The organism is Rhizorhabdus wittichii (assembly GCF_017607425.1).
In the GTDB taxonomy this organism is placed as follows: domain Bacteria; phylum Pseudomonadota; class Alphaproteobacteria; order Sphingomonadales; family Sphingomonadaceae; genus Rhizorhabdus; species Rhizorhabdus wittichii.
The window spans coordinates 3,243,406-3,264,029 of record NZ_CP059319.1; the positions used below are offsets into that span (position 1 = coordinate 3,243,406).

Annotated in this window: 32 protein-coding genes and 1 tRNA gene; 32 read left to right on the forward strand and 1 reads right to left on the reverse strand. The window is 65.8% G+C overall.

Going from position 1 to position 20,624, the window contains the following annotated elements; translation table 11 throughout:
• Window positions 1-69 precede the first annotated feature (69 nt).
• The 16 genes from HRJ34_RS15450 (at window position 70) to terL (ending at window position 9,899) form a co-directional block, all read left to right on the forward strand.
• Window positions 70-240: a hypothetical protein gene (locus HRJ34_RS15450; protein WP_208631726.1), complete on the forward strand. Its 171-nt coding sequence runs from the start codon at window positions 70-72 to the stop codon at window positions 238-240.
• Entirely contained in the window at window positions 241-381 is a 141-nt protein-coding gene (locus HRJ34_RS15455; protein WP_016745771.1) for a hypothetical protein, read from the forward strand.
• The gene (locus tag HRJ34_RS15460) at window positions 382-591 is read left to right on the forward strand and encodes a hypothetical protein (RefSeq protein WP_208631727.1); all 210 of its coding nucleotides are present in this window, start codon (window positions 382-384) and stop codon (window positions 589-591) included.
• Window positions 591-1,052, forward strand: coding sequence for a hypothetical protein (locus HRJ34_RS15465; RefSeq protein WP_208631728.1), 462 nt, complete (start codon window positions 591-593; stop codon window positions 1,050-1,052). Before HRJ34_RS15460 ends, HRJ34_RS15465 begins: the two co-directional genes overlap by 1 nt.
• Window positions 1,049-1,273 carry a hypothetical protein gene (locus tag HRJ34_RS15470; RefSeq protein WP_208631729.1) on the forward strand — a complete coding sequence of 75 codons (225 nt, stop codon included), beginning with the start codon at window positions 1,049-1,051 and terminating at the stop codon, window positions 1,271-1,273. The genes HRJ34_RS15465 and HRJ34_RS15470 overlap by 4 nt, the downstream gene beginning before the upstream one ends.
• Window positions 1,266-2,117 carry an SPFH domain-containing protein gene (locus HRJ34_RS15475; RefSeq protein ID WP_226948803.1) on the forward strand — a complete coding sequence of 284 codons (852 nt, stop codon included), beginning with the start codon at window positions 1,266-1,268 and terminating at the stop codon, window positions 2,115-2,117. Before HRJ34_RS15470 ends, HRJ34_RS15475 begins: the two co-directional genes overlap by 8 nt.
• Window positions 2,114-2,332: a hypothetical protein gene (locus tag HRJ34_RS15480; RefSeq protein WP_208631730.1), complete on the forward strand. Its 219-nt coding sequence runs from the start codon at window positions 2,114-2,116 to the stop codon at window positions 2,330-2,332. The genes HRJ34_RS15475 and HRJ34_RS15480 overlap by 4 nt, the downstream gene beginning before the upstream one ends.
• A 97-nt stretch (window positions 2,333-2,429) precedes the next feature.
• Window positions 2,430-2,978, forward strand: coding sequence for a hypothetical protein (locus tag HRJ34_RS15485; protein ID WP_157783548.1), 549 nt, complete (start codon window positions 2,430-2,432; stop codon window positions 2,976-2,978).
• Window positions 2,978-4,219, forward strand: coding sequence for a DNA-methyltransferase (locus HRJ34_RS15490; protein WP_208631731.1), 1,242 nt, complete (start codon window positions 2,978-2,980; stop codon window positions 4,217-4,219). Before HRJ34_RS15485 ends, HRJ34_RS15490 begins: the two co-directional genes overlap by 1 nt.
• Window positions 4,216-5,154, forward strand: a complete 939-nt coding sequence (locus HRJ34_RS15495; protein ID WP_208631732.1) for a hypothetical protein — start codon at window positions 4,216-4,218, stop codon at window positions 5,152-5,154. Before HRJ34_RS15490 ends, HRJ34_RS15495 begins: the two co-directional genes overlap by 4 nt.
• Window positions 5,155-5,158: 4 nt before the next feature.
• Window positions 5,159-5,716, forward strand: coding sequence for a hypothetical protein (locus HRJ34_RS15500; RefSeq protein ID WP_208631733.1), 558 nt, complete (start codon window positions 5,159-5,161; stop codon window positions 5,714-5,716).
• Window positions 5,713-6,717, forward strand: coding sequence for a DUF1376 domain-containing protein (locus tag HRJ34_RS15505; protein WP_208631734.1), 1,005 nt, complete (start codon window positions 5,713-5,715; stop codon window positions 6,715-6,717). The genes HRJ34_RS15500 and HRJ34_RS15505 overlap by 4 nt, the downstream gene beginning before the upstream one ends.
• Window positions 6,707-7,345, forward strand: a complete 639-nt coding sequence (locus tag HRJ34_RS15510; RefSeq protein WP_208631735.1) for a hypothetical protein — start codon at window positions 6,707-6,709, stop codon at window positions 7,343-7,345. The genes HRJ34_RS15505 and HRJ34_RS15510 overlap by 11 nt, the downstream gene beginning before the upstream one ends.
• A gap of 7 nt (window positions 7,346-7,352) precedes the next feature.
• Window positions 7,353-8,006, forward strand: coding sequence for a hypothetical protein (locus HRJ34_RS15515; RefSeq protein WP_208631736.1), 654 nt, complete (start codon window positions 7,353-7,355; stop codon window positions 8,004-8,006).
• Complete coding sequence (locus tag HRJ34_RS15520) at window positions 8,003-8,470, forward strand: terminase small subunit (RefSeq protein WP_208631737.1); 468 nt, start codon at window positions 8,003-8,005, stop codon at window positions 8,468-8,470. The genes HRJ34_RS15515 and HRJ34_RS15520 overlap by 4 nt, the downstream gene beginning before the upstream one ends.
• On the forward strand, window positions 8,400-9,899 hold the full coding sequence (gene terL, locus HRJ34_RS15525) for a phage terminase large subunit (RefSeq protein WP_208631738.1): 1,500 nt from the start codon (window positions 8,400-8,402) through the stop codon (window positions 9,897-9,899). Before HRJ34_RS15520 ends, terL begins: the two co-directional genes overlap by 71 nt.
• Here terL and HRJ34_RS15530 read toward each other — a convergent pair.
• Window positions 9,896-10,123, reverse strand: a complete 228-nt coding sequence (locus tag HRJ34_RS15530) for a hypothetical protein (protein WP_208631739.1) — start codon at window positions 10,121-10,123, stop codon at window positions 9,896-9,898. The two genes, terL and HRJ34_RS15530, sit on opposite strands and share 4 nt — an antisense overlap.
• 174 nt (window positions 10,124-10,297) lie before the next feature.
• Between HRJ34_RS15530 and HRJ34_RS15535 the strand changes: the two genes are divergently transcribed.
• The 16 genes from HRJ34_RS15535 to HRJ34_RS15610 all read left to right on the forward strand — a co-directional run bounded on the left by HRJ34_RS15535 (window position 10,298) and on the right by HRJ34_RS15610 (window position 20,613).
• Window positions 10,298-10,374: transfer RNA gene (locus HRJ34_RS15535), tRNA-Met, on the forward strand.
• A 128-nt stretch (window positions 10,375-10,502) separates the two neighbouring features.
• Window positions 10,503-12,368: a phage portal protein gene (locus tag HRJ34_RS15540; RefSeq protein ID WP_208631740.1), complete on the forward strand. Its 1,866-nt coding sequence runs from the start codon at window positions 10,503-10,505 to the stop codon at window positions 12,366-12,368.
• 3 nt (window positions 12,369-12,371) lie between these two features.
• Window positions 12,372-13,208 carry a phage minor head protein gene (locus tag HRJ34_RS15545; RefSeq protein ID WP_208631741.1) on the forward strand — a complete coding sequence of 279 codons (837 nt, stop codon included), beginning with the start codon at window positions 12,372-12,374 and terminating at the stop codon, window positions 13,206-13,208.
• Between the two features lie 248 nt (window positions 13,209-13,456).
• Window positions 13,457-13,801, forward strand: coding sequence for a hypothetical protein (locus tag HRJ34_RS15550; protein WP_208631742.1), 345 nt, complete (start codon window positions 13,457-13,459; stop codon window positions 13,799-13,801).
• Window positions 13,798-14,091: a hypothetical protein gene (locus HRJ34_RS15555; RefSeq protein WP_208631743.1), complete on the forward strand. Its 294-nt coding sequence runs from the start codon at window positions 13,798-13,800 to the stop codon at window positions 14,089-14,091. Before HRJ34_RS15550 ends, HRJ34_RS15555 begins: the two co-directional genes overlap by 4 nt.
• Window positions 14,091-14,429, forward strand: coding sequence for a hypothetical protein (locus tag HRJ34_RS15560; RefSeq protein ID WP_208631744.1), 339 nt, complete (start codon window positions 14,091-14,093; stop codon window positions 14,427-14,429). Before HRJ34_RS15555 ends, HRJ34_RS15560 begins: the two co-directional genes overlap by 1 nt.
• Window positions 14,430-14,487: 58 nt before the next feature.
• Window positions 14,488-15,564, forward strand: a complete 1,077-nt coding sequence (locus HRJ34_RS15565) for a DUF2213 domain-containing protein (protein ID WP_208631745.1) — start codon at window positions 14,488-14,490, stop codon at window positions 15,562-15,564.
• Window positions 15,565-15,576: 12 nt separating this feature from the next.
• Window positions 15,577-16,296: a structural cement protein Gp24 gene (locus tag HRJ34_RS15570; protein WP_208631746.1), complete on the forward strand. Its 720-nt coding sequence runs from the start codon at window positions 15,577-15,579 to the stop codon at window positions 16,294-16,296.
• 13 nt (window positions 16,297-16,309) lie between these two features.
• The gene (locus tag HRJ34_RS15575; RefSeq protein WP_030089783.1) at window positions 16,310-17,413 is read left to right on the forward strand and encodes a DUF2184 domain-containing protein; all 1,104 of its coding nucleotides are present in this window, start codon (window positions 16,310-16,312) and stop codon (window positions 17,411-17,413) included.
• 71 nt (window positions 17,414-17,484) lie between these two features.
• Window positions 17,485-18,048 carry a hypothetical protein gene (locus HRJ34_RS15580; RefSeq protein WP_208631747.1) on the forward strand — a complete coding sequence of 188 codons (564 nt, stop codon included), beginning with the start codon at window positions 17,485-17,487 and terminating at the stop codon, window positions 18,046-18,048.
• A gap of 109 nt (window positions 18,049-18,157) precedes the next feature.
• Window positions 18,158-18,562 carry a DUF4054 domain-containing protein gene (locus HRJ34_RS15585; RefSeq protein WP_208631748.1) on the forward strand — a complete coding sequence of 135 codons (405 nt, stop codon included), beginning with the start codon at window positions 18,158-18,160 and terminating at the stop codon, window positions 18,560-18,562.
• Window positions 18,559-18,936, forward strand: coding sequence for a hypothetical protein (locus HRJ34_RS15590; protein ID WP_208631749.1), 378 nt, complete (start codon window positions 18,559-18,561; stop codon window positions 18,934-18,936). Before HRJ34_RS15585 ends, HRJ34_RS15590 begins: the two co-directional genes overlap by 4 nt.
• Window positions 18,937-18,948: 12 nt before the next feature.
• Window positions 18,949-19,458, forward strand: coding sequence for a hypothetical protein (locus HRJ34_RS15595; RefSeq protein ID WP_208631750.1), 510 nt, complete (start codon window positions 18,949-18,951; stop codon window positions 19,456-19,458).
• Entirely contained in the window at window positions 19,458-19,868 is a 411-nt protein-coding gene (locus HRJ34_RS15600) for an HK97-gp10 family putative phage morphogenesis protein (RefSeq protein WP_208631751.1), read from the forward strand. Before HRJ34_RS15595 ends, HRJ34_RS15600 begins: the two co-directional genes overlap by 1 nt.
• A complete protein-coding gene (locus HRJ34_RS15605; RefSeq protein ID WP_208631752.1) occupies window positions 19,868-20,311 on the forward strand; it encodes a DUF3168 domain-containing protein in 444 nt (147 codons plus the stop codon). Before HRJ34_RS15600 ends, HRJ34_RS15605 begins: the two co-directional genes overlap by 1 nt.
• Window positions 20,312-20,391: 80 nt before the next feature.
• Complete coding sequence (locus tag HRJ34_RS15610) at window positions 20,392-20,613, forward strand: hypothetical protein (protein WP_208631753.1); 222 nt, start codon at window positions 20,392-20,394, stop codon at window positions 20,611-20,613.
• Window positions 20,614-20,624 lie beyond the last annotated feature (11 nt).

The following is a 20,624-nucleotide window of genomic DNA, read 5'->3' on the forward strand; positions in this document are numbered from 1 at the left end:
TCTCGACAACCGCACGATGACCGAACCGGCGCTCGGGAGCAATCTCGGGCGCCGGGGAGGTTCCAGCCGATGAGCCCGCTCGCCTGGTTCGTCCTCGCCGTCGCGCTCTACGCCGTCGGCCTGGGCCTGTTCTTCTACTGGCTGCTGACCCGCGCCGAGACGCTGCCGACCGACGATCCGGCCGGCCTCTCGGATGCCGAGCTGATCGAGATGCAGCGCATTCGTCAGGAGGCGGAATAGATGTTCCGAGTGATTGTGCTTGGCATAGTCGGGTTCGTCGAGATGGCGATGGGCTTCATTACAGCCGGCTGTGTACTTCTGGCCGCGGCCGCGATCTGCGACACGATCGAAGAAGCTCTTCATCGAGTGAAGGGCGAATAGATGCCCGCCCCCACCTCGCTCACCGAGATCATGCACGGCCCGCACCGGCAGGAATTGATCGACGACGGCGGTGACGCCTTCGTGATGGCTGAACCGCTGCGCTTCGTGCCTGTGTACGACTTCCAGCCCGACATGATCGTGGCGCGCCCGGTCGACGACTGGCGCGCCTATGCGATCGAGATGGGCCGGCTTCATGGGAGCGCTGCATAATGGCGCGCCGCAACGAAATCCCGTCTCGCGATGCCGAAATCTCGGCTCTGGTGAGCATCGCCCAGGTCCGCATGTTCGAGCTGGCGAAGAAGCGCGGCTTCACGGCCAAGGTGCTCCATCTCGAAACCGGCATCTCGACCTCCACCCTCGGCGGATGGATCGCGGGCACGTCAATGATGCCGCTCGACGGCTTCGTGAAGCTGGCGGCGATCGAGGATTTCCCGAATGAGTTGCTGTCGCTGCCGTTCGAGGCGGCGAAGCGCTCCATCAGCGATGCCGAGCCAGACGAGACCGACGTCGACGACGCCGCCATTGCCGCGCTCGAATACGCGCTGGAATGGGCCCGCGCCCGCCATCCGGCCAGCCCGAGCGGCACTCGTATCGACCACACCGAGAAGCCGAACGTCGCCCAGGCCGGGCGGCACCTGGCCGATCGCGCAGGAAAGGTAGGCGGAGCATGACTTCGGCCGACAAAGTCACCGCGCTGCTCAGCGCGATCCTCATCTGTGGAATCGTCTTCGCGCTGTTCCGCTTCGCCATTCCCGCGCTCGTCAACACACAGACCGATGCTGGGCTCATCGGCGCCGGGATCACAGCCCTATTCGCAATCGGCCTAGCAGCCACCGCCCTGCTGAAAGCTGGTGAACTGCTTGGCCTCACGGAAGGATCATCCGATGAATAAGCGTATCATGATCGTGGCCGCCGTCTCAATGCTTTCGGTAGCCGCCTGCACGCGCGTTGAGCCGGGCCATGTCGGCGTCAAGGTCAATCAATATGGTTCGGACGCAGGTGTGGAGAATGCCGCACTCGGCGTCGGCACTTATTGGACGATGATCGGCACGACGATCTACGAATATCCGATCTTCACCAACTCCTATGTGTGGTCGCGTCGCGAGGATGCGAACGAAGAACTGTCCTTCCAGGACAAGAACGGCCTGGTCGTCACGGCTGATGTGACCGTCGCCTACCGGGTCGACCCGCAGAAGGCGCCGAAGTTGTTCCAGACCTATCGCGTCGACATGGACGGGATCGTCGCTGGACCGCTGCGCAACAAGGTCCGCTCGGCGATCGTTGCCGCAGCCTCAACGATGACGGTCGAGGACGTGTACGGGCCGAAAAAGACGGTTCTGATCAACGCCGCCCTTAAAAATGTGCGCGCCTATTTCGAGCCGCTGGGCCTGCATGTCGACCAACTCGACTGGGCTGGTCCGGTTCGCATCCCGGATAGCATCCTCGACCGCATCAATGCCCGCGCACAGAACGAGCAGGCAGCGATCGCGGCGCAGGCGACGGTCGCCACGATGGAGGCGGAAGGTCGGGCCCGGGTCGCCAAGGCGGAGGCTGATGCGAAGGCGACTACAATCCGGGCAGAAGCCGAAGCCAAGGCGATCAAGACACGCGCGGAAGCAATCGCGAACAACCCGAAGATCGTAGCTTACCAGTGGGTTCAGAAGTGGGACGGCAAGATGCCCTCCACGGTCTACTGCTCGGCCGCGTCACCTTGCATTCAGGGTGGGTCGCAGTGACCCACCATATCGATCGCCATCTCAACGGCGCGTTGGTCGGGCATATGCCGACCTCGCGCCGCGAACGCGACGGCTCCTACAGCATCACCGACGGCGCTGTCCGCGACATCCGCCAGCGCGCGGCCGAGGCGCATCAAGCCGCCTGGTCGACCCGCCGGTCTCGCGCCGCGGCGGCGGCCCGCGCGCTCCGGCCCGAGCTGGGGCTCCCGGCATGATCGTCCGCACCCCGCTTCGACAGCGCCGCATGGCCGAAGAAATTCTCATCGGTTGGGCTGGCGAGAGCCAAATTCGTGTATATCAGAGGTGTCCGCTATGACGCCGGACACCCTTCGCCCGCACTGCCTTAATCGCGACGCCTGCACGGCCGCCAAGCCCACTAGCCACTGCCGCCGGTGCAATGCGATCGCCGTGAATGCCTCGCCAGACCATCGGGCGAAATGCAGCGCCGCCATGCGCGAGCGCTATCAGGATGCAGCGTTCAAGGCCGAGCATACCGAGAAAGTCAGGCACGCGATCAAACGTGCCGCGAAAGACCCGGAATGGTTGGCCCGCAAGCGCGAAGTCGGGCGGCGTTATGGAGCGCCGAACCTGCTCAGCGGTCACACGACGGAATCGCGGCGAAAGGCCGGCCCCCGGATCAGCGCCACGAAGCTTTCGCATATCCCCGAACATCTACGGGATGAATATCGCAAATTGAGCCGCACCAAGGGTTTGACAAAAGCCGAGCGCATCGAGGTCATCAACGGCATAATCGATATCGAGCGCCGCGCATCACCCGAGGCAGAAGGTCGCCGCATCGTCGAGCGCATCACGCGAGAGATGGAGGCCAAAGAGCGCCGCCGGAAAGCGCAGGCGTACTGATGACCGTCACCATCCACATCGGCGATGTGTTCGCCGAACTCGCCAAGCTGGCCGCCGATTCGATCGACTGTTGCGTGACCTCCCCGCCCTATTGGGGGCTCCGCGATTATGGCGTCGACGGCCAGATCGGGCTCGAGCCGACGCTGGGCGAGCATCTCGACGTCATGGTGCGCGTGTTCGACGAGGTCCGCCGCGTCCTCAAGCCCGAGGGCACGCTGTGGCTCAACTATGGCGACTGCTACGCCACCAAGCCGAACGGGCGCAGCGCGGCGGATACGAAGGCCGCCGGCAATGATGACCGGACGTTCCGGGACAAGCCGTTCAGCACGGTCGGGCCGATCTACCCGCCGGAGCCCGGCAATCCGTTTCCCGAGGGCGTCGGGCGGCGCGGTGGGGGCAATGCGTCGGCTGGCGCGATCTACGATCCGGACTACCGGAAGCGCACGACGGGCGGGCTCCACGCCGAACGTCGGGAAGATGCCGGCGGGCGCATCGTCGCTGGCGGTCTGCTGAAGCCGAAAGACCTGTGCATGATCCCGAACCGGCTCGCGATCGCGCTGCAGGATGCCGGCTGGTGGGTCCGCTCCGAGATCGTCTGGGGCAAGCCCAACCCCATGCCCGACAGCTCGGGCCGCTATCGCCCGTCGACCGCGCACGAAAAGATCTTCCTGCTGACCAAGTCGGCGAAGAGCTATTACGACGCCGCGGCGGTGCGCATGCCTCGCGCGCAGGATGAAGACAGCAACGGCTATCCGGGGTCGTTGGGTAACGGCATCCGCGTCCGCAGCACGGTCGGAAACCAGCGCCGTTACAAGATGCCGGATGGATGGGATACCGGCGCGGGCGGACATGGCTCCGTGCATCGTGCCGGTAGGGAAAAGGGCCGGCCGGCAGCGGCCGACGCCCCAGACGACGGTCACCGCCTCCTTCGCAACTACGAGCCCGACCTGTCGCCGATCGTCCCGCCCGAGGTGTGGGAGATCGCCACGGCGGCCTTCTCCGAGGCGCACTTCGCCACCTTCCCGCCCGCGCTCGTCGCGCCGTGCCTCGCGGCTGGGTGCCCGGTCGGCGGGACGGTGCTCGACCCGTTCGGCGGCGCTGGCACCATCGGCCTGGTCGCCGACCGCATGCAGCGTCACGCGGTGCTGATCGAGCTTAACCCCGAATATGCCGCCATCGCCCGCCGCCGGCTGGACGGCGACCGGGGCGGACTGCTCGATGCGATGGAGGCGGCAGAGTGACCGGCGGCTCGCAGCAACTTCGCATCTACCGCCGTGCGCGCCGGGACGGTCACGACATCGGGACCGCCGCTCGTATGGCGGCTATCTCGGTCGGCGAGGCTGAGCTCATCGACAAAGACGACGCGCGCGAACCGCCGCCACCAGAGTCATTCGAGCTCATTTACCAAACGCCCGCCGGCGCAGTCCCGGTCGACAAGGACGGGGAGCAGATAGCTGCGACCGGCGGGCACCACCCCACACCCGCGCTGGCCGGGCCCGCCAGCACCACCTCAGAGGAGCCAGCAATGGCACGACGTAAGAAGCAGACCGGAACGGTCAACGGCGAAGTCCCGAAGCCGGATTTCGAGATGGCGGTGAAAATCTACCGCGAGGATATCCGGCCGGCCCAGGGCACGGTCGGCGAGGCCGCGCAGGAGATGTCGACCGCCTACAAGGCGATCAAGAAGCAGGCCCATATCCAGCCGCAGGCGGCGCGCCTCGCCTTCCGGCTCGACGCCATGGAGGAGAGCAAGCGCGACGATTACCTGCGCTGCTTCCGCGGCCTGCTCAAGGAGCTGAAGATCTTCATGCCGAGCGATCTCGTCGATGCCGCGCAGGGCAACGGCGATGCCGGCGGCGAGGTGATCCCGATCGGCGAGCGTCGGCCGCCGCAGCTCGCGACCGTGCCGCGCGACGACTCCGATCTCGCCGGCGGGGGCGATGCCCCGACCGCCAGCGCCGACGATGTCGAGGCATGGGTCGTCTTCGACCCCGACGCCAACCTCTACATCGACCCCACCGGCAAGGATTGGGCGGCGTTCGCGGATTGCGGCCGCTTCACCCGCACCCGCGCGCAGGAGATCATCGACAGCTTCGGCGAGGATGCCGACGGGTTGCAGATCGTCGACTCCGCCGGCCCGCTACCCGGTCCCATGGTGTCCGAGGCGGCCGAATAGCGCCATGCGGACCATCTTCCTCGATCTGTCCAAGCGTTCCGCAGGGTTCGCGTGCTGGGGACCTGGTGACCCTCGCCCGGTTTCCGGCGCGTGGGTGCTCGGTTCCGAGTTCACCTCGGACGGCCTGGTCTATTGCAAGCTGCACCAGAACCTGTCCGACCTGCATGCGCTTGGGCGGATCGAGGCCATTTTCTGGGAAGAGCCGCTCGACGCGCGCGTACTGAGCGGCCACACCAACATCGACACCCTCCGCGTGCTCAACGGCCTCGCCGCGCATGCCGCGAGCTGGGGCGAGGCGATGGGGTGTCGCGTGATCAAGTCGGTCAACATGACCGTCTGGCGCCGCTTCTTCATCGGCTCGATGCCGCGGGCAACCAAGACGGCCGAGCTCAAGCTGATGTCGATGCAGCGATGCCGACAGCTCGGTTTCAAGCCCGCGACGCACGACGAAGCCGAGGCCATCGGCGGGCTTTCCTACGCCTGCGATCAGCTTGGATTGACGCCACCCTGGCGCGACCAATTGCTGTTCGGCGGCCGGACCATTCGAGAAGGCCGTCTATGAGCGCTCCCGCCCCCCTCACGCCGCCCGATTGCGACCTGCGCGGACTGCCATTCATGCCGCTCGACGTGATCCGGCTGGTCGATTCCGATCTCGCCGCGCTTTCGACTGGCGAGGAATTCAAGGCGGCCGTCGTGCTCTGGTGCAAGTCCTGGGTGCAAGTTCCGGCTGCAAGCCTGCCTGATGATGACCGAATCCTCGCGCATCTCTCCGGTGCTGGCGCGCGCTGGAAGAAGATCAGGACCGGCGCATTGCGCGGGTTCGTAAAGTGCAGCGACGGTCGGCTCTACCATCCTGTCGTCGCCGAGAAGGCGATTGAAGCGCTGCCGGCGCGTCAGGAGTATCGAGAGAAAAAGTCAGGAGAATCAGAGCGTAAGCAGCGCGAGCGAGAGGCGCGCCGGGAAATGTTCGACCAGCTTCGCGCGGCAGGCGTCACGGCGGAATGGAACATCAAGACGAGTGACCTGCGCGCCTTGGTCACCCAACATGTCACAACCAAGGACGTGACACCTGTCACGCCTGTCACGGAACAGGTCACGGCTAAGACAGGGACAGGGACAGGGACAGGGACAGATTCTAATATTGATGATGACGTTGACGCGCGCGCGCCAGCGCTCGGCGACGATCCCCCTTCCCATGACCCGATAACCCTCGCCGCCGAGCTCTGCCGCATCGGCGGAGTTCGCCACCTGGAGCCGAACGCCATCAACCGGCACGTCGACCAGGCCCGCGAATGGCTGAGCGACGGTTTCGATCCCGACACCGAGATCATCCCCGCAATCCGCGATGCCGTCGCCTCGGCGACCACGACGATCCACAGCCTCAAGTTTTTCGATCCGAGTATCCGCCAAGCCCGAGCGCGCAAGGAGGCGCACGACCATGGACATGAGCCACAAGCCCGGAACCGCGCTGGTCGAGCAGGGGCAGGAGGAGGAGGAGGCCTCTGCGCCAGTCCCGCAGAAGCCATCCTTGCCGCGCGCCGTAATCTCGGCATTGACCGATAACTCGGCGCCTGGTGAGGCGTGGGATGTCGCGCAAGGCATTCGCGAACTTCGCCGCGATGGCCAGCTTGCGCATGTGCCCATTTGCATCGCCAGGCTGGAGAACGCGCTGCTTCCGGTCGACGGCAAGTGGCTCGAGGACCGGCTGACAATCATGTGGACGGCCATGGGCCACAGCCGCGACCCGAGGGTATCGGCGGCATGGTTGCATGAGACGATCCGGCTACTGTCCGACCTTCCGGGCGACATCGCGGCCGATGCGATCGACGAGGCGATCAAGGCCAGCGAGCGCGGCTACATGCCGAGCGTCGGCGCGATCAGGAAGATCGCCGAGCCTATGGTCGCGAAGCGCAAGCGCGCTCTCGCCCGGCTCCGCGCGGTGGTGACCTACACCCGAACCGACCCCGTCGAGGTCAAGCGCCCGACGCCGGAACAGGTGGCGGATATCCTTCGAGAGAACGGGTTCGCGTCCATCGTCGATGCCAAGGCGGAGCGAGAGGCTCGCGCCAATCGTGGTCCGGCCCGGGCGCCGACGCGGGAGGATTACCTCGCGATGGGGGTGCCGGAGGAGCACTTGCCGGAAGCTATGCGGCTCCCCGTCGATGGTCAGCATCAGGCCGCGGCGGAATAGGATCACCATGGCGGCGCAGTCGACCACGTCCCGAAAAACGACCATCCGGCGCAAGCGCACGCCGGACACCGGCCTGCTGCGCCCGTATCGCCCCCGGCCGGCCGACTTCCGCGAGGTCTATGTCCGCATGGGGTGGGAGGGTCTGGACGAGCATTTCCGCACCAACTGGCGGTGCATCCGCCGCTGGATCATCGAGCAGATCGCCGAGGACGAGGCGATGGGCCGCATCCACCTGAAGGCCGCCCGCACCAACTGGCTGGCCGAGCACGGCGAGCGCATCCGCCGGCAGGAGCTCCGTGGCTCGCGCCGGTCCGATTATGTCACCGGCCGCCGCCTGCGCCCGATCCGTGTCTTCGATTGGGGCAACATCCCGCCCCGGGCCCAGATGAACCTTGTGTTGGAGGAAGACATGCACGGGTTCACCCCGCCCTGCCCGAGCCGGCCGATGCGGGTCAGCGATCATGCCCGGGTCCGCTATCTCGAACGGGTCAAGGGCGTCGACATCGAGAAGCTCGACGCGGAGATCCTGTCGCCGGCAATGGTGCTCGCCGACGATATGGGCGGTGGCAAGGTCATCATGAAAACGGGGCACAAGGCTGTCGTGCGGGACGGGGTAATTGTGACGGTTGAGAGCAAGTCGGGGCGGAGGAAGGGGCGGTGAGCGGCCCGCTCAATAACGCCCGATGGGAGAAGTTTGCCCAGGAACGCGCCAAGGGCAAATCGGTCGATAAGTCCTATGTCATGGCGGGCTTCAAAGCGAACAGTGGCAATGCGGCCCGGTTGAATGGAAATGAAAGGGTTCGGGCTCGCATTGCTGAACTGCAGCAGCGGACCGCCGAAAAGGCCACTACCACCGCGGCCGACATTGCCCGTCAACTCGACGAGGATCGCGATTTCGCTCGCGAGCACAGACAGGGCGCCGCCGCCGTATCCGCGACGATGGGCAAGGCCAAGGTGCTCGGCCTCATCGTCGAGCGTCATGGCGGTCCAACCGGCGGCGCGATTCCCATCCGATTCGACCTGAGCGGTCTTTCCGACGAGGAGCTTGACCAACTTGAGCACATCCGCTCTCGCATTGCCCAGCCTGGAAGAGATCAGAGCGGAGAAGGCGCGACGGGCGGCTGATCGGGAACGGGAGCGGATCGCTCGTGACGTCGACCTGATCCGGGACCGCTGCCGCACCCTCTCCGGCTTCGTCCGCGAGGCATGGTCGGTGCTCGAGCCGGTCAATCCCTATGTCCATGGCTGGCACATCGACGTCATCTGCGAGCACCTCGAAGCGATCACGCGCGGCCAGATCAACCGGCTGCTGATCAATGTCCCGCCCGGCACGATGAAATCGCTCCTCGCCGGTGTCTTCTGGCCGGCCTGGGAGTGGGGACCGTGCGGCCGCCCTGCGACGCGCATCATCGGATCGAGCTATTCCGAGGACTATGCCAAACGCGACAACGGGCGAATGCGCGACCTGATCACCTCCGAATGGTTCCAGTCGCTCTGGCCTACGCCGTTGGTCCGATCGGGCGAGATGGCCTTCACCAACGCGGCGACCGGCTTCCGCCAGGGCAAGCCGTTCTCGCGCCTCACCGGCGGCCGCGGCGATCGCGTGATCATCGACGATCCGCATAGCGTCGACGGTGCCGACAGCGATGCCGAGCGCAATGCCACGATCAAGACGTTCCGCGAATCGGTGCCGACCCGGCTCAACGACCCGATCCGCTCGGCGATCGTCGTCATCATGCAGCGGCTTCACGAGCGCGACGTCTCGGGCGTCATCCTGTCGCTCAAGCTCGGGTACGAGCACCTCATGCTCCCGATGGAGTTCGAGCCCGAGCGCAAATGCATCACGTCGATCGGCTTCGAGGATCCGCGCACCTATGCCGGCGAACTGCTATTCCCGGAGCGCTTCCCGCGCGAGGTCGTGGAGCGCGACAAGATACCGATGGGCTCCTACGCAGTGGCGGGGCAGTTCCAGCAGCGACCGACGCCGCGATCCGGGGGCATGTTCCAGCGCGAGGATTTCGAGATCGTCGATGCGCTGCCGGCGGGAAAACACCGGTTGGTCCGCGCCTGGGATTTCGCGGCGTCGATCCCGAAGCCGGGAACGTCGCCGGACTGGACCGTTGGGCTGCGCATGTGCCGTATCGACGGGGTGTTCTATATCGACCACGTCGTGCGCGGCCAGTGGACGCCCGCCGGCGTCGAGCGGGTGCTCAAGAACACCGCGACCCAGGATGGAGCGCGCTGCACGGTCCGCCTAACCCAGGACCCGGGGGCCGCCGGCAAGGCCGACGTTCAGACCAAGACGCGGCTTCTCGCGGGCTTTCCGGTCGTCTCGAAGCCCGCCACCGGCGACAAGGCCACGCGTGCCAAGCCGGCATCAGCCCAGGCCGAGGCCGGCAACGTCAAGCTGCTGCGCGCGGATTGGAACGAGGCGTTTCTCGATGAGATTTGCGCCTTTCCCAACGCTGTGCATGACGACCAGGTCGATGCGTTCGCCGATGCGCTCAACGAGCTTGCGCTGGGCGCGAGCTACAATATCGATGCGCTGATCTAGTCGACGCGCTCGAAGCCGGGCAGCGCATCCGCAGCATCTGCGATCGTCGCCTCGTTCACGAATGGCCCTTCAAGTCGTAGATAGATCCACCAACCGTCATCGCGCTCTGATACCTCGACGGTCGCGACCTCGCGGAGATGAAAGTCCGGGCTTCTCAGCCAGGCGGCGGTCTCTGCCGCAGCATCTGGAAAATCGAAGCGCTTGCGCAACACGAACTTGCCCATCGCGAATCCCCTCCCGCCCTGTGACGGCGGTAACTCGTAACAGCGTTTCGAGTGATTACGAGTCCGCCTTTCAGGCACCTCTCCTGTTGAACGGGCGGCCGGGGGAAACCTCGGCCGTCTTATTGTGACGGCGGTAACGGATGCATGCCGGGCCCGGCAGGTTCCTCCCGTCGACGTGGGGTAGAGCAGTCCGGTAGCTCGTCGCGCTCATAACGCGAAGGTCGCGGGTTCGAATCCCGCCCCCGCCACCAGATAGGCCGATGGAGGTCGTCATGATCGGGCGGGTAGCGCCGCCACAGAGGGCCGTCTTTCGGGGCGGCCCTTCTCGCATGCCGTGACGGCGGTAATTGCGCCCCGCCCGCGCCGTCATACCCGCGAAATGGCCTGGATCACCGACAGCCTTCGCACCGCCATCGGCGCCGTCGCCGGGCTCAATCCCTTCAACCGCGCCGCGACTGCGCTTCCCAACGTCTTCACGCACCAGCTCGCATTGGTCGCGTACATGTCCTCGGGCATGCTGCGGAAGGTCATCGCGATCCCGGCCGATGATCGGGTGCGCGAATGGCGCGACTGGCAGGCGTCGAAAGACGATATCGCGCTGATCGAAGCCGAGGAGGCCCGGCTTGGGCTACAGGCGAAGGTCAAGCAGGCCGAGGTGCTGCGCGGCATCGGTGGCGGCGCCCTGATCCTCATCACAGCGGGCGACCATGCGCAGCCGCTCAAGCCCGAGCAGATCGCGCAAGGCGGTCTCGTTGCCGTCAATGTTGTGAGCCGGTGGCAGATCAGTGGGCGCAACTGGATCCGCGATCTCGCCAGCCCCGACTACGGCGCCCCCATGATGTGGGAGGTTTCCAGCAACGGCAAGCAGACGCCCATTCACCCGAGCCGGGTCGTGTGCTTCCGTGGCGAGCCTATCCCGGCCGGCGGCACCGTATCTGACGAGGATGCCTTCTGGGGGGATAGCCGCCTGCTCCGGGTTTATACCGAGGTCCAGCGGGCTGATGAAACGCAAAGCTGGTTCGCCGCCCTCGTCCGCAAGGCGAAGCTGCTGCGCATCGGCATTCCCGACCTCGACAGCATGGACGAAGACCGGATCGCCAAGCGCGTCGGACTCATCGCCGAGGGTGAGGGCATCCTCAACGCCACCGTTTTCCGCTCGGCCGGTGCCAATGGCGACGCAGGCGAGACAGTCACCGATTACCAGGTCACCTGGACCGGCATTCCGGCCGTGATGGACGCTTTCGACCAGCGCGTCGCGGCCGTCTCCGATATCCCATTCACCCGCCTGATGGGCCGCTCGCCCGCCGGCATGAACTCGACCGGCCAGCACGACACCGACAACTGGAACCGGGCCGTCGCTTCGGGGCAGAACCTCGAAACGAAGCCGTGCCTCAACCAGATCGATCCGATCCTGCTCCGGTCGGCGGGCGTGTCGAAGCCCGATGAGGTGACGTGGAAGTTCGCGCCGCTGTGGACGCCCACCGAGAAGGAAGAGGCGGACACGTTCAAGACGACCATGGATGCCGTCACCGCGCTCATGAACACGGGCGCGATCCCGGAGGAGGCGTTCAACAAGGGCGTCCAGAACCTGCTCACCGAGCGGGAATATATCCCCGGCCTAGACCAAGCGCTCGAGGAGGTGCCCGAGGCGGAGCGGTATGGAGGCATGGCCGAGCCGACGAGCGAGGATCTGGGCGGCGACCCCAGCGCGATTGCGGGGCAGCCGCGCACGACCGTGGTGGCGGGTGATGCAGCCCGCTTCTTCACCGATGCGAAGCCCCGTCCGCTCTATGTCCAGCGCAAGCTCCTGAATGCGGACGAACTGATCGCCTGGGCTAAATCGGTAGGCTTCACCTCGACGCTCCCGGCCGATGACATGCACGTCACCGTCCTCTACTCGCGCACCGCGGTCGATCCGATCAAGATGGGCGAAAGCTGGAACGAGAACGAGAAGGGCGAGATCGCCGTCAAACCCGGCGGCCCGCGCGCGATCGAGCGCCTGGGCGAGAATGCCGTCGTCCTGCTGTTCGCCTCGTCCGAGCTGTCGTGGCGGCATGAATCCATGGTGCGCGCCGGCGGGAGCCACGATTACGGCGACTATCAGCCCCATGTCACGCTGACCTACGAGGCGCCGGCGGGGATCGACCTCGACGCGATCAAACCGTTCACCGGACGCCTGCTGTTCGGGCCCGAGCTGTTTGAGCCGCTCGATCTGGACTGGAAGAGCAAGGTCACAGAGGCGTAAGCGGTGGCCTACAGCCTCGCCGCCCTCGTCCGCCGCACGCGCAACCCGCGCCGCAAGCAAATCGTCATCCGCGATATCCGGCCGCCGCAGATGCTGGCGAACGACCTGTACCGGTCGGCCTACGCCCGTGTCTGCGCGGCATGGGAGGCGGCGATACCGCGGATCATGGCGGAATATGAGCGATCCCTGCCGGTCCGCGATGCGATCCGGGACAACGCATCCGATCTCGGCGACCTTTTCCGCATCCTCGGCGATGAGCTGACCCGCCTGATCCTCGACCTGATCCCCGAGCTGCGCGATTGGACGTTCCGCACCGATCGCTGGCATCGCGACCAGTGGCGGGGCGCCGTGCTCAGCGCGACCGGCGTCGATATCGAGACGATCCTCTATGCGTCCGGTACGCCAACCACCGTCGGTGAGACGCTTGCCTGGAATACCGCGCTCATCAAGGATGTGAGCGACCAGACCCGCCAGCGCATATCGTCGGCGGTGTTCGCCGGGCTGCAAGCACGCAAGCCGGCGCGCGAGGTCGCAGCGGAGATCCGCGACGCGGTCGGCATGTCGCGGCGTCGATCGCAGCTCATCGCGTCGGACCAGCTCGCCAAGCTCGCCTCGGGCCTCGACAGTGAGCGCATGCACGATGCGGGGATCAGCCAGTTCAAATATCGGCATTCGGGCAAGGTCCACGCCCGGAAATGGCACCGGGCGCGCGACGGCAAGCTTTATGAGCTGGAATCAGGCGAGCAGGTCGAGGGCCCCGACGATATCGCGCGGGACGATATGCCGGGGGTTCCGCCCTATTGCGGGTGCCGGAAGCAGGCGGTTCTCACGTTCGATTGAGCTTGGACCGGAATTTCGGCGGTGGTATGGTCGCCGGGTTCGAGGTTGCTGCGATCCGTGCTGGCCCTCGTCCTAGATTCGCGCGGTTCGGAACGCTGGCTGGGCCAACAGTCCAGCGATGGGAGACGAAACGGTAGGGGACGAGCGGACCGGTGGCCGGCGAGCTTGTCCTAGACGCCGCCCGATCGGGCCGGAACGCGGCTGCAACCGCGCCCGGCCCTGACCACAACGATGTAGGAGCATCGAATATGGCTGATGAGACCGATACCAGAAAGTCCACCGAGGAGAAGATTATCGATCTTCTGCTGGAGGATGACGGCGAGGCAGAATGGGTGGTTGCGGAGCGCGCGATCGCATTCAAGTGGCACTCGCATGCGAATTTCAAAGATGGCGCGATAGAGATTGCCGCTCATCCGAAAGTTTGGGGGAATCGAGGTGAATTCGGCGAAGCCGACAATCATTGGCTCAGTTTCCGATTCAAGCTGGACGATGTTATCGAGACATATTTCGCCAAGGATGGCCTTGAGCAAATAGCTGCGATGCGAGCCGAGCTGGACCGCATTGAGAGAGTTTTGCAGGTGAATCAAGCATGACCCCGATCGAGCGCGCCGCGCGGGCGCTGTGGGAATTGGATACCTCTAGCGCAAATCCAGGCGTGTCGTTCAATCCGCTTCACGAGCAATCAGATGAGACGAAGCAAAGATATGCTGAGCGCGTCCGCGCCGTCCTCACCGCGATCCGCGAGCCGAGTGTTAAAATGGCGTCATTAGGACGCGAGGAATGGGCCTGCGCAACCGATACCGGCGAATATGAGACGGACGCCGAAGTGATGATGCTTTCGTGGAAGGCCATGATCGACGCCGCGCTGGCGGAGGGGGTGTGATGGTCAATAAGCAACCGTATCGCGTCGAATTCGAGGAACTGGTCAGCACCTCCGTCTCTCCTCGGTTAGACCTGTCCGCCGCGCATAATGTGGCCAAAGGCCTGCGCACCAAACTGGACCGCGCGGCGCTGCTCGTGCTCGCCTCTGGGCGCGATTGGGCGGAAGGGCCAGTCTCGTTCCACGGCCCGGAAACCGGCAAGCCGCTGTTCGAACCGCATGTTTACACAGCGGAGGTGAAGGGAGGCTCGGTCGGTCCTGACTGGGTGCCTCCGCATGGTTGGAAGGTCATCCGGCATGCCGATTGGGTAGCGGCGGGAAAGCCCGGGCTGCCGGGCTAACGCCCCTCAAAATTGACGGCGGTAACGATAGCACGCCCCGCGCGGCATCCAATGCCGCATGCTGTTCACAGATCGCGCCATTTTGGATGGACCGGCCCGCATTACGCGGGAGGGGCACCTTCTCGCCGTCGCCCGCGCGGCCAGGGCGAACAACGTCCAGGACTATCTGCCGCATGAAATAGGCCAGGCTCCCAAGCCTGACGGCACCCCCTATCGCATCTTCCGGCCCGAGGCCGAGGTTTTCGCCCGCGACGCCGTGCAGAGCGCAGCCCATCGCCCGATCACCGTTGACCATCCCGCCGAGGATGTCAGCGCCACCAACTGGAAGCGGCTCGCGGTGGGCGATACCGGCGGCGAGGTGCTGCGCGACGGCGAGTTCCTTCGCCTCCCGATCATGGTGATGGACGCCGACGGCGTGCAGGCCGCGACCACGACCCATCAGGAATTCAGCCTCGGCTACAAGGCCGACCTCGACATGACGCCCGGCACCTTCGGGGACCAATCCTACGACGGGGTCATGCGCAACATCCGGATCAACCACCTCGCCCTCTGCCGCCACGCTCGCGGTGGTGCCGAGCTGCGCATCGTCGACGAGCGCACGAGTCCCAACGGAGAAATGAAGATGTCCAAGATTAAGATTGGCGACTCCGAGGTCGACCTGTCGGACGGCGCGGCCGTCGCGGTCGCCGTCGGTGCGCTGCAGAGCAAGCTCACGGACGCCGAGGGCAAGGTCGGTACCCTCACCGCCGAAAACGCAAACTTCAAGACCTCGATCGAGGCGAAGGACGGCGAGATCGCTGCGCTCAAGAGCCAGCTCGCCGATGCCACCGACCCGGCGAAGGTGAAGGCGCGCGACGAAGCCCGGGCCAAGGTCGTCGATGCCGCCAAGAAGATCGCTGGCGACAAGCTCGTCATCGACGGCAAGAGCGACGCCGAGATCCGTCGCGCCGCGGTCGAGGCCAAGCTCGGCGACGCTGCCAAGGCCATGTCCGATGACGCGATCGCCGGTGCCTTCGCCGCCTACGCCCCGCTCGGTGACGCCAAGCCGCAGGTGCAGCCGATCGGCGCCCCGTCCTCGCTCGGCGACGCCGCCGATGTCCGCAACCAGGCGCGCTTCTCGCGCTACGCCTCCTAAGGGATCAGGGTCATGGCAGAAGTTCAGACCACCTACACCGACAATCTGGCGCCGGCCTATCCCGGCATGATCGCCAATGGCGAAGTCGGCAACCGCATCACCCGCACCTGCGAGGATGCGGCCGGCATCGGGTTCGGCAAGGCCGTGTACCGTGGCGCCGGCGACCACGGGTGCACGGCCACCCAGACCCTCGTCGCCGCTGGTTCCGAGGATGCGGGCAACACCGGTACCGGCACCGTCACCGACGCGCCCACCGTCAGCGCTGGCGCCAAGATCGGTCGCTATACGCTTCTCCTGCTCCAGACCTCGGCAACCGGCGAATATTCGGTCCACGACCCGGACGGCGTGCTCGTCGGGAGCGGCAATATCGCCAGCGCGTTCAGCGGCGGCGGGCTTGCCTTCACCTGGGCCAATGGCGGCACGATGACGATCGGCGACAAGGCTTATGTCGACGTCACCGGCAACGAGTTCCTCGGCATCACGATCGCCCATGAGGCGCTTGCGGTGCTGCCCGGCGCCGATGCGGACGAATATCCGCAGTACGAGAACGTCCCGATCCTCACCGGTGGCACGCCCATCTGGGTGACGGTGGGCGCCGACGTGACCGATGGGGCCAACGTCTATGTCGCCGCCGATGGCGACTTCGAGCCGTCCGGCGGCATCCCACTTCTAGGCTGGGAGTTCGACAACACCGTGGCGTCTGGCGGCCTCGCCAAGATCGTCAAGCGCTAAGGAGCACGGGCACATGTTCATCAATTTCGCAGACGCGACTGGCGGCATCATCACCGATGCCAACGCCTGGCACGGTGCCGACGAGTCGACCCGCCAGCGCGCCCTCACGGCCTGGAAGGCGCACGACGCGCGGCTCGCCGCCAGCTTCGCCGACAAGACCGCGGAGTTCCTCGTCGACGCCCAGGTCGGCCGCGCCTTCCTGACCCCGCAACTCTACCGCATCGAGACTGAGGTCTATATGCGGAAGTATCCGAGCTTCGACTTCGGTCAGCTTATGACCGTCATCACCGATGGCGATCATTGGGACGTCGGCACGGTCTTCTACTCGATGGATCAGGTCGGCAAGGCCGAGTTCCTGGCGGGCAAGGCGTTCGACATGCCCTACGCCTCGACCCTGATGAACCAGCATACCCATGCCTTCCATCTGGCGGGCATCGGGTACGAATGGTCGGTCCAGGAGATGGAGCGCGCCGCCCGGCTCGGCCGCTCGCTGTCGAGCGACAAGGCTATGGCCGCCGACCAGGCCGCACAGGCGTTCCTCTGGTCGATCGCGATGACGGGGCGCACGCCCGGCGCCGCGACGTCGGAGAAGGGTTGGACCGGTCTGGTCAACAACGCGTCGGTCCCCTCGGCCCAGGTACCGAACGACGGCACCGGCCCCGCCCGTACCTTTGCATCGAAGACCGATGCGCAGGTTCTTCGCGACATCAACGAAGCGCTGATCGCGGTCCACACCGCCACTGGCGAAACGCATGTCGCGAATACGCTGCTGCTGCCGACCAGCACCTATCAGGAGTTGGCGAGCCGCCGCCTGGGCGACACCGCCGACACGCTGCTCGACTTCATTCGGCAGAAGAACGCCTATACCGCGCTCACCGGGCAGCCGCTCACCATCCGCGCCACCCGCGCGCTGGAAACGGCCGGCACCGGCAACAGCAAGCGGCTGATCGCCTACGACAACAGCCGCGAGGTGATCCGCTTCCACCTGCCGGGGCCGCACCAGTTCCTGCCGCCCTTCCAAAAGGGGAGCATGGTCTACGAGGTCGGCGGCATCATGAACGTCGGCGGCGTGGAGATCCGGCTGCCCAAGGCGATCGTCTATCGCGACAGCTTCTGATGCCGTCGCGGAACTGAACAAGCACGGGGCGGCTCGCGGTTGCGGGTCGCCTCTTTTTTCGGAGACCTGACATGACCATCGTGAAGAACATCGCCGCCGGCCCGCGCGGCATCGCCCTCCTCAGCGGCGCCATGCTGATGCTCGAGCCCGGCCAGACCAGCGACGATGTTGAGATCGCCAAGGACGAGATTGCGGCAGCGGACAAGGCGTCGTTCCTGTTCGGCAAGGACGCGCAGGCCCACAGCGAAGCGGCGTCGGAGCCTGCCCCTGATGAGGAAGGCATGTCGACCGAGGCGCTCGCGGCGGCGCTCGCACGCGCCGAATCCGCTGAGGCCCGCGTCGACGCGCTGCTGGTGGAGAACGAGGAACTTAAGGCCAAGCTCGCCGCGTTCGACCATGACGGCGACGGCCACCCCGGCGGTACCGCGCAGACCGAGCCGGCCAGCGATGAGAGCGTGAATACGGCGCTCGAACTCCTCGACCCGACCAAGGACGAGGATTGGACTGCAGCCGGACTCCCGGCGGTCGATGCCGTCGCCACTCTCGCCGGGGGCAAAGTTACCCGCGACCAGATCAAGGCGCTCGCACCCGACCTCACCCGCGAAGCTGCGAAGGCGGCGCTCGCCAAGGGTTGATCGCCCGCCCATATCGGGCTGATCGGGGCCGCGTTCCTGAATGGGGGGAGCGCGGCCCTTTTTCGTTGACGGCGGTAATCCCGTCTGCCGTCCCTTGCGAAAAGGCGCCATGGCCTACACCGCGCCGACGCCCGCCGACCTCAAGATGCGCTACCCGGCATTCGCCGCGGTCGGCGACGCCGTTATCCAGTACTGGCTCGACGACGCGCTGCGCTTCGTGACCGATTGCTGGATCGAGGACGATCGGGCCGCCGCGATGATGGCCTATGCCGCTCACCAGATGGCAATGAACGGTCTCGGAGGCGGCATCGCCGGCGACCTCCCCGCAGGCCTCACCCGCTTCCGCTCCGGTGCGATGGACGTCGCCTTTTCCGATGCCGCAGCGGCGCGGTCAGCGGCCGGCGGTTATGGCGCGACGCGCTATGGGCAGGAGTTCGCGTTGCTGCAACGCCGGTCGAAGGGCGGTGCGCGCCTGGTCGGCTGCCCTGCTCGCCCCTGCTGGCCGCTGCCATGAGCATCGCCGAAGCCTTCGCAGGGATCGCGCTCGGGCTGTCCGCAAACTTCGGCGGTCCGTTCTTCGACGCCAAGGTGATCGACCAGGGCGAGGCCGAGCATGACGACGGTGGTTCGATCGTCGACCCGGGCGAGCCGATCGATCGCGCCTGCTCGGCCCAGATCGACGCATGCACCGAGGCGATGAGGTCGGAGCAGGGATATTCGGACAAGGATGTCCGCCTGCTGATCCTGCGCGCGACGATCGAGGGCGATCTCGACACCGACGCGATGGTGGAGATGCTCGCCGGTCCCGGCGCCGGCCTTTTTTCTATCCAGTCCGTGGGGACCGACCCCATGGCCGTCTATTGGGAATGCCGGGCCCGCCCGGCGTGAAGGAGAACCATCATGGCTGGCGTGAACGCTGAAATCGCCCTTTCCATCGCCGCGACGCTCGTTGGCACCGGCGACCTGGGCAATCCGAAACTCAAGATCGACCCGATCTCGGAATTGCTGCAGCTCGTGCCCGGCACCGATGTGGTGAACAAGGCCGATATCCTGTTCGCGGATACGCGCACGATCGGCGCCTCGTCTTCCGAGGATCTTGACCTCGCTGGCGAGCTCGCCAACGCGTTCGGGGCGACGATAACCGCGGCCGAGGTCGTGGCGATCTTCATCAAGGCGCATGACGGCAACACGAACAACGTCATCGTCGGCGCCGCCACCGCCGCCTTTCCCGGCCCGCTCGGCGCGACCGGCACGTACACGATCAAGCCCGGCGAATATTATCTCGCGGTGTCCCGCTCGGGCTGGGCTGTCGGCGCCGGCACGACGGACGATCTCAAGATCGCAAACAGCGGCGGGACCACAGGCGTGACCTATGACATCCTCGTCATCGGGCGCACGGTCGCGGCCTGATGGCGCGGATTCGCGGCGCGAAGGAACATGCGGCGCGGCTTCGGCGGCTCACCAGCCCCGAGGCCCAGCGCCAGATCGGTGCGGCCTTGTTCGCCGCCGGGTCGCAAATCGAGACCGACGCCGCGATCTCCATCACGACCGGGGCCGTCTCGGGCAAGAACCATGTGCCAAGCGCGCCGGGCGAGCCGCCGAACGCCGATACTCACGTCCTCGACCGCTCAATCGAGACGAACATGGTCGCGCCGCTCCATGCCCAGGTCTCGGCGAATGCGCCCTATGCGGTAGAGCTTGAGTTCGGCACGTCGAAAATGGCGGAGCGTCCCTATATGCGACCAGCGACGGCAAAGAACCGGAAGGCGGTGACGCAAATGATCCGCGACGCCGTGGCTCGCATTGTGCGGGTGCGCTGATGGCCCAGTCGCGCGCTCTCCCGGTCCGTCGTGCCATGCTCATTCACATGAAAGGGGACGCTCCGCTGGTGGCGCTCGTACCCGCGGCGAGCATTTTCGGGCAGATCGTGCCGGCGAATACGTCGTGGCCCTACATCAGAATGGGATCGCCGTCCGCTATTGGCGCCGTGCGCGGGACCTGCATGAACGGTGCCGAGGGCATTGTCTCCATCCATGGGTTCAGCATCGGCAGGCGTCAGGGCGAGAAACTGGTCGAAACCGCCGAGGATCATGCGGGCCGAATCGGCGACGCGATCGCGGCAGCGCTCGACGGCGCCCGCATACCGCTCGATGGAGGTGGCAAGGTAAAGCTGACATGGACCGGCGACCAGCTTCTCCAGGATCCGGAAGAGGCCGGTGCCTTCCATACCGTCCAGAACTTCACCTGGCGCTTTCTCTCGTAGCCTCGCCGCTCGCGCCGTGGCATACCCGCGCTGTGGACCAACCCCAGCCCTCGACAGCCGAACTGCTCCTCGAAACCTTGATGGTCGCCCTGTTGCAGGCTGGCGTGCTCACCGACGATCAGCTCATCGATGCTGCGGAAGTTGTCGCCGAGTTGGGTGGTGACGCCCAGGAGGCCGGCCATCTGGTAAATTGCGCGATCCTGCGGGCGTCGCTGCCGGCCTCGGCCGACATGAAGGCCGATCAGGCGCGCAGCCGGTTCCGCGTCATCCAAGGAATTGACGGCGGTAACGGCGACCCCTGACGGGCCATAGC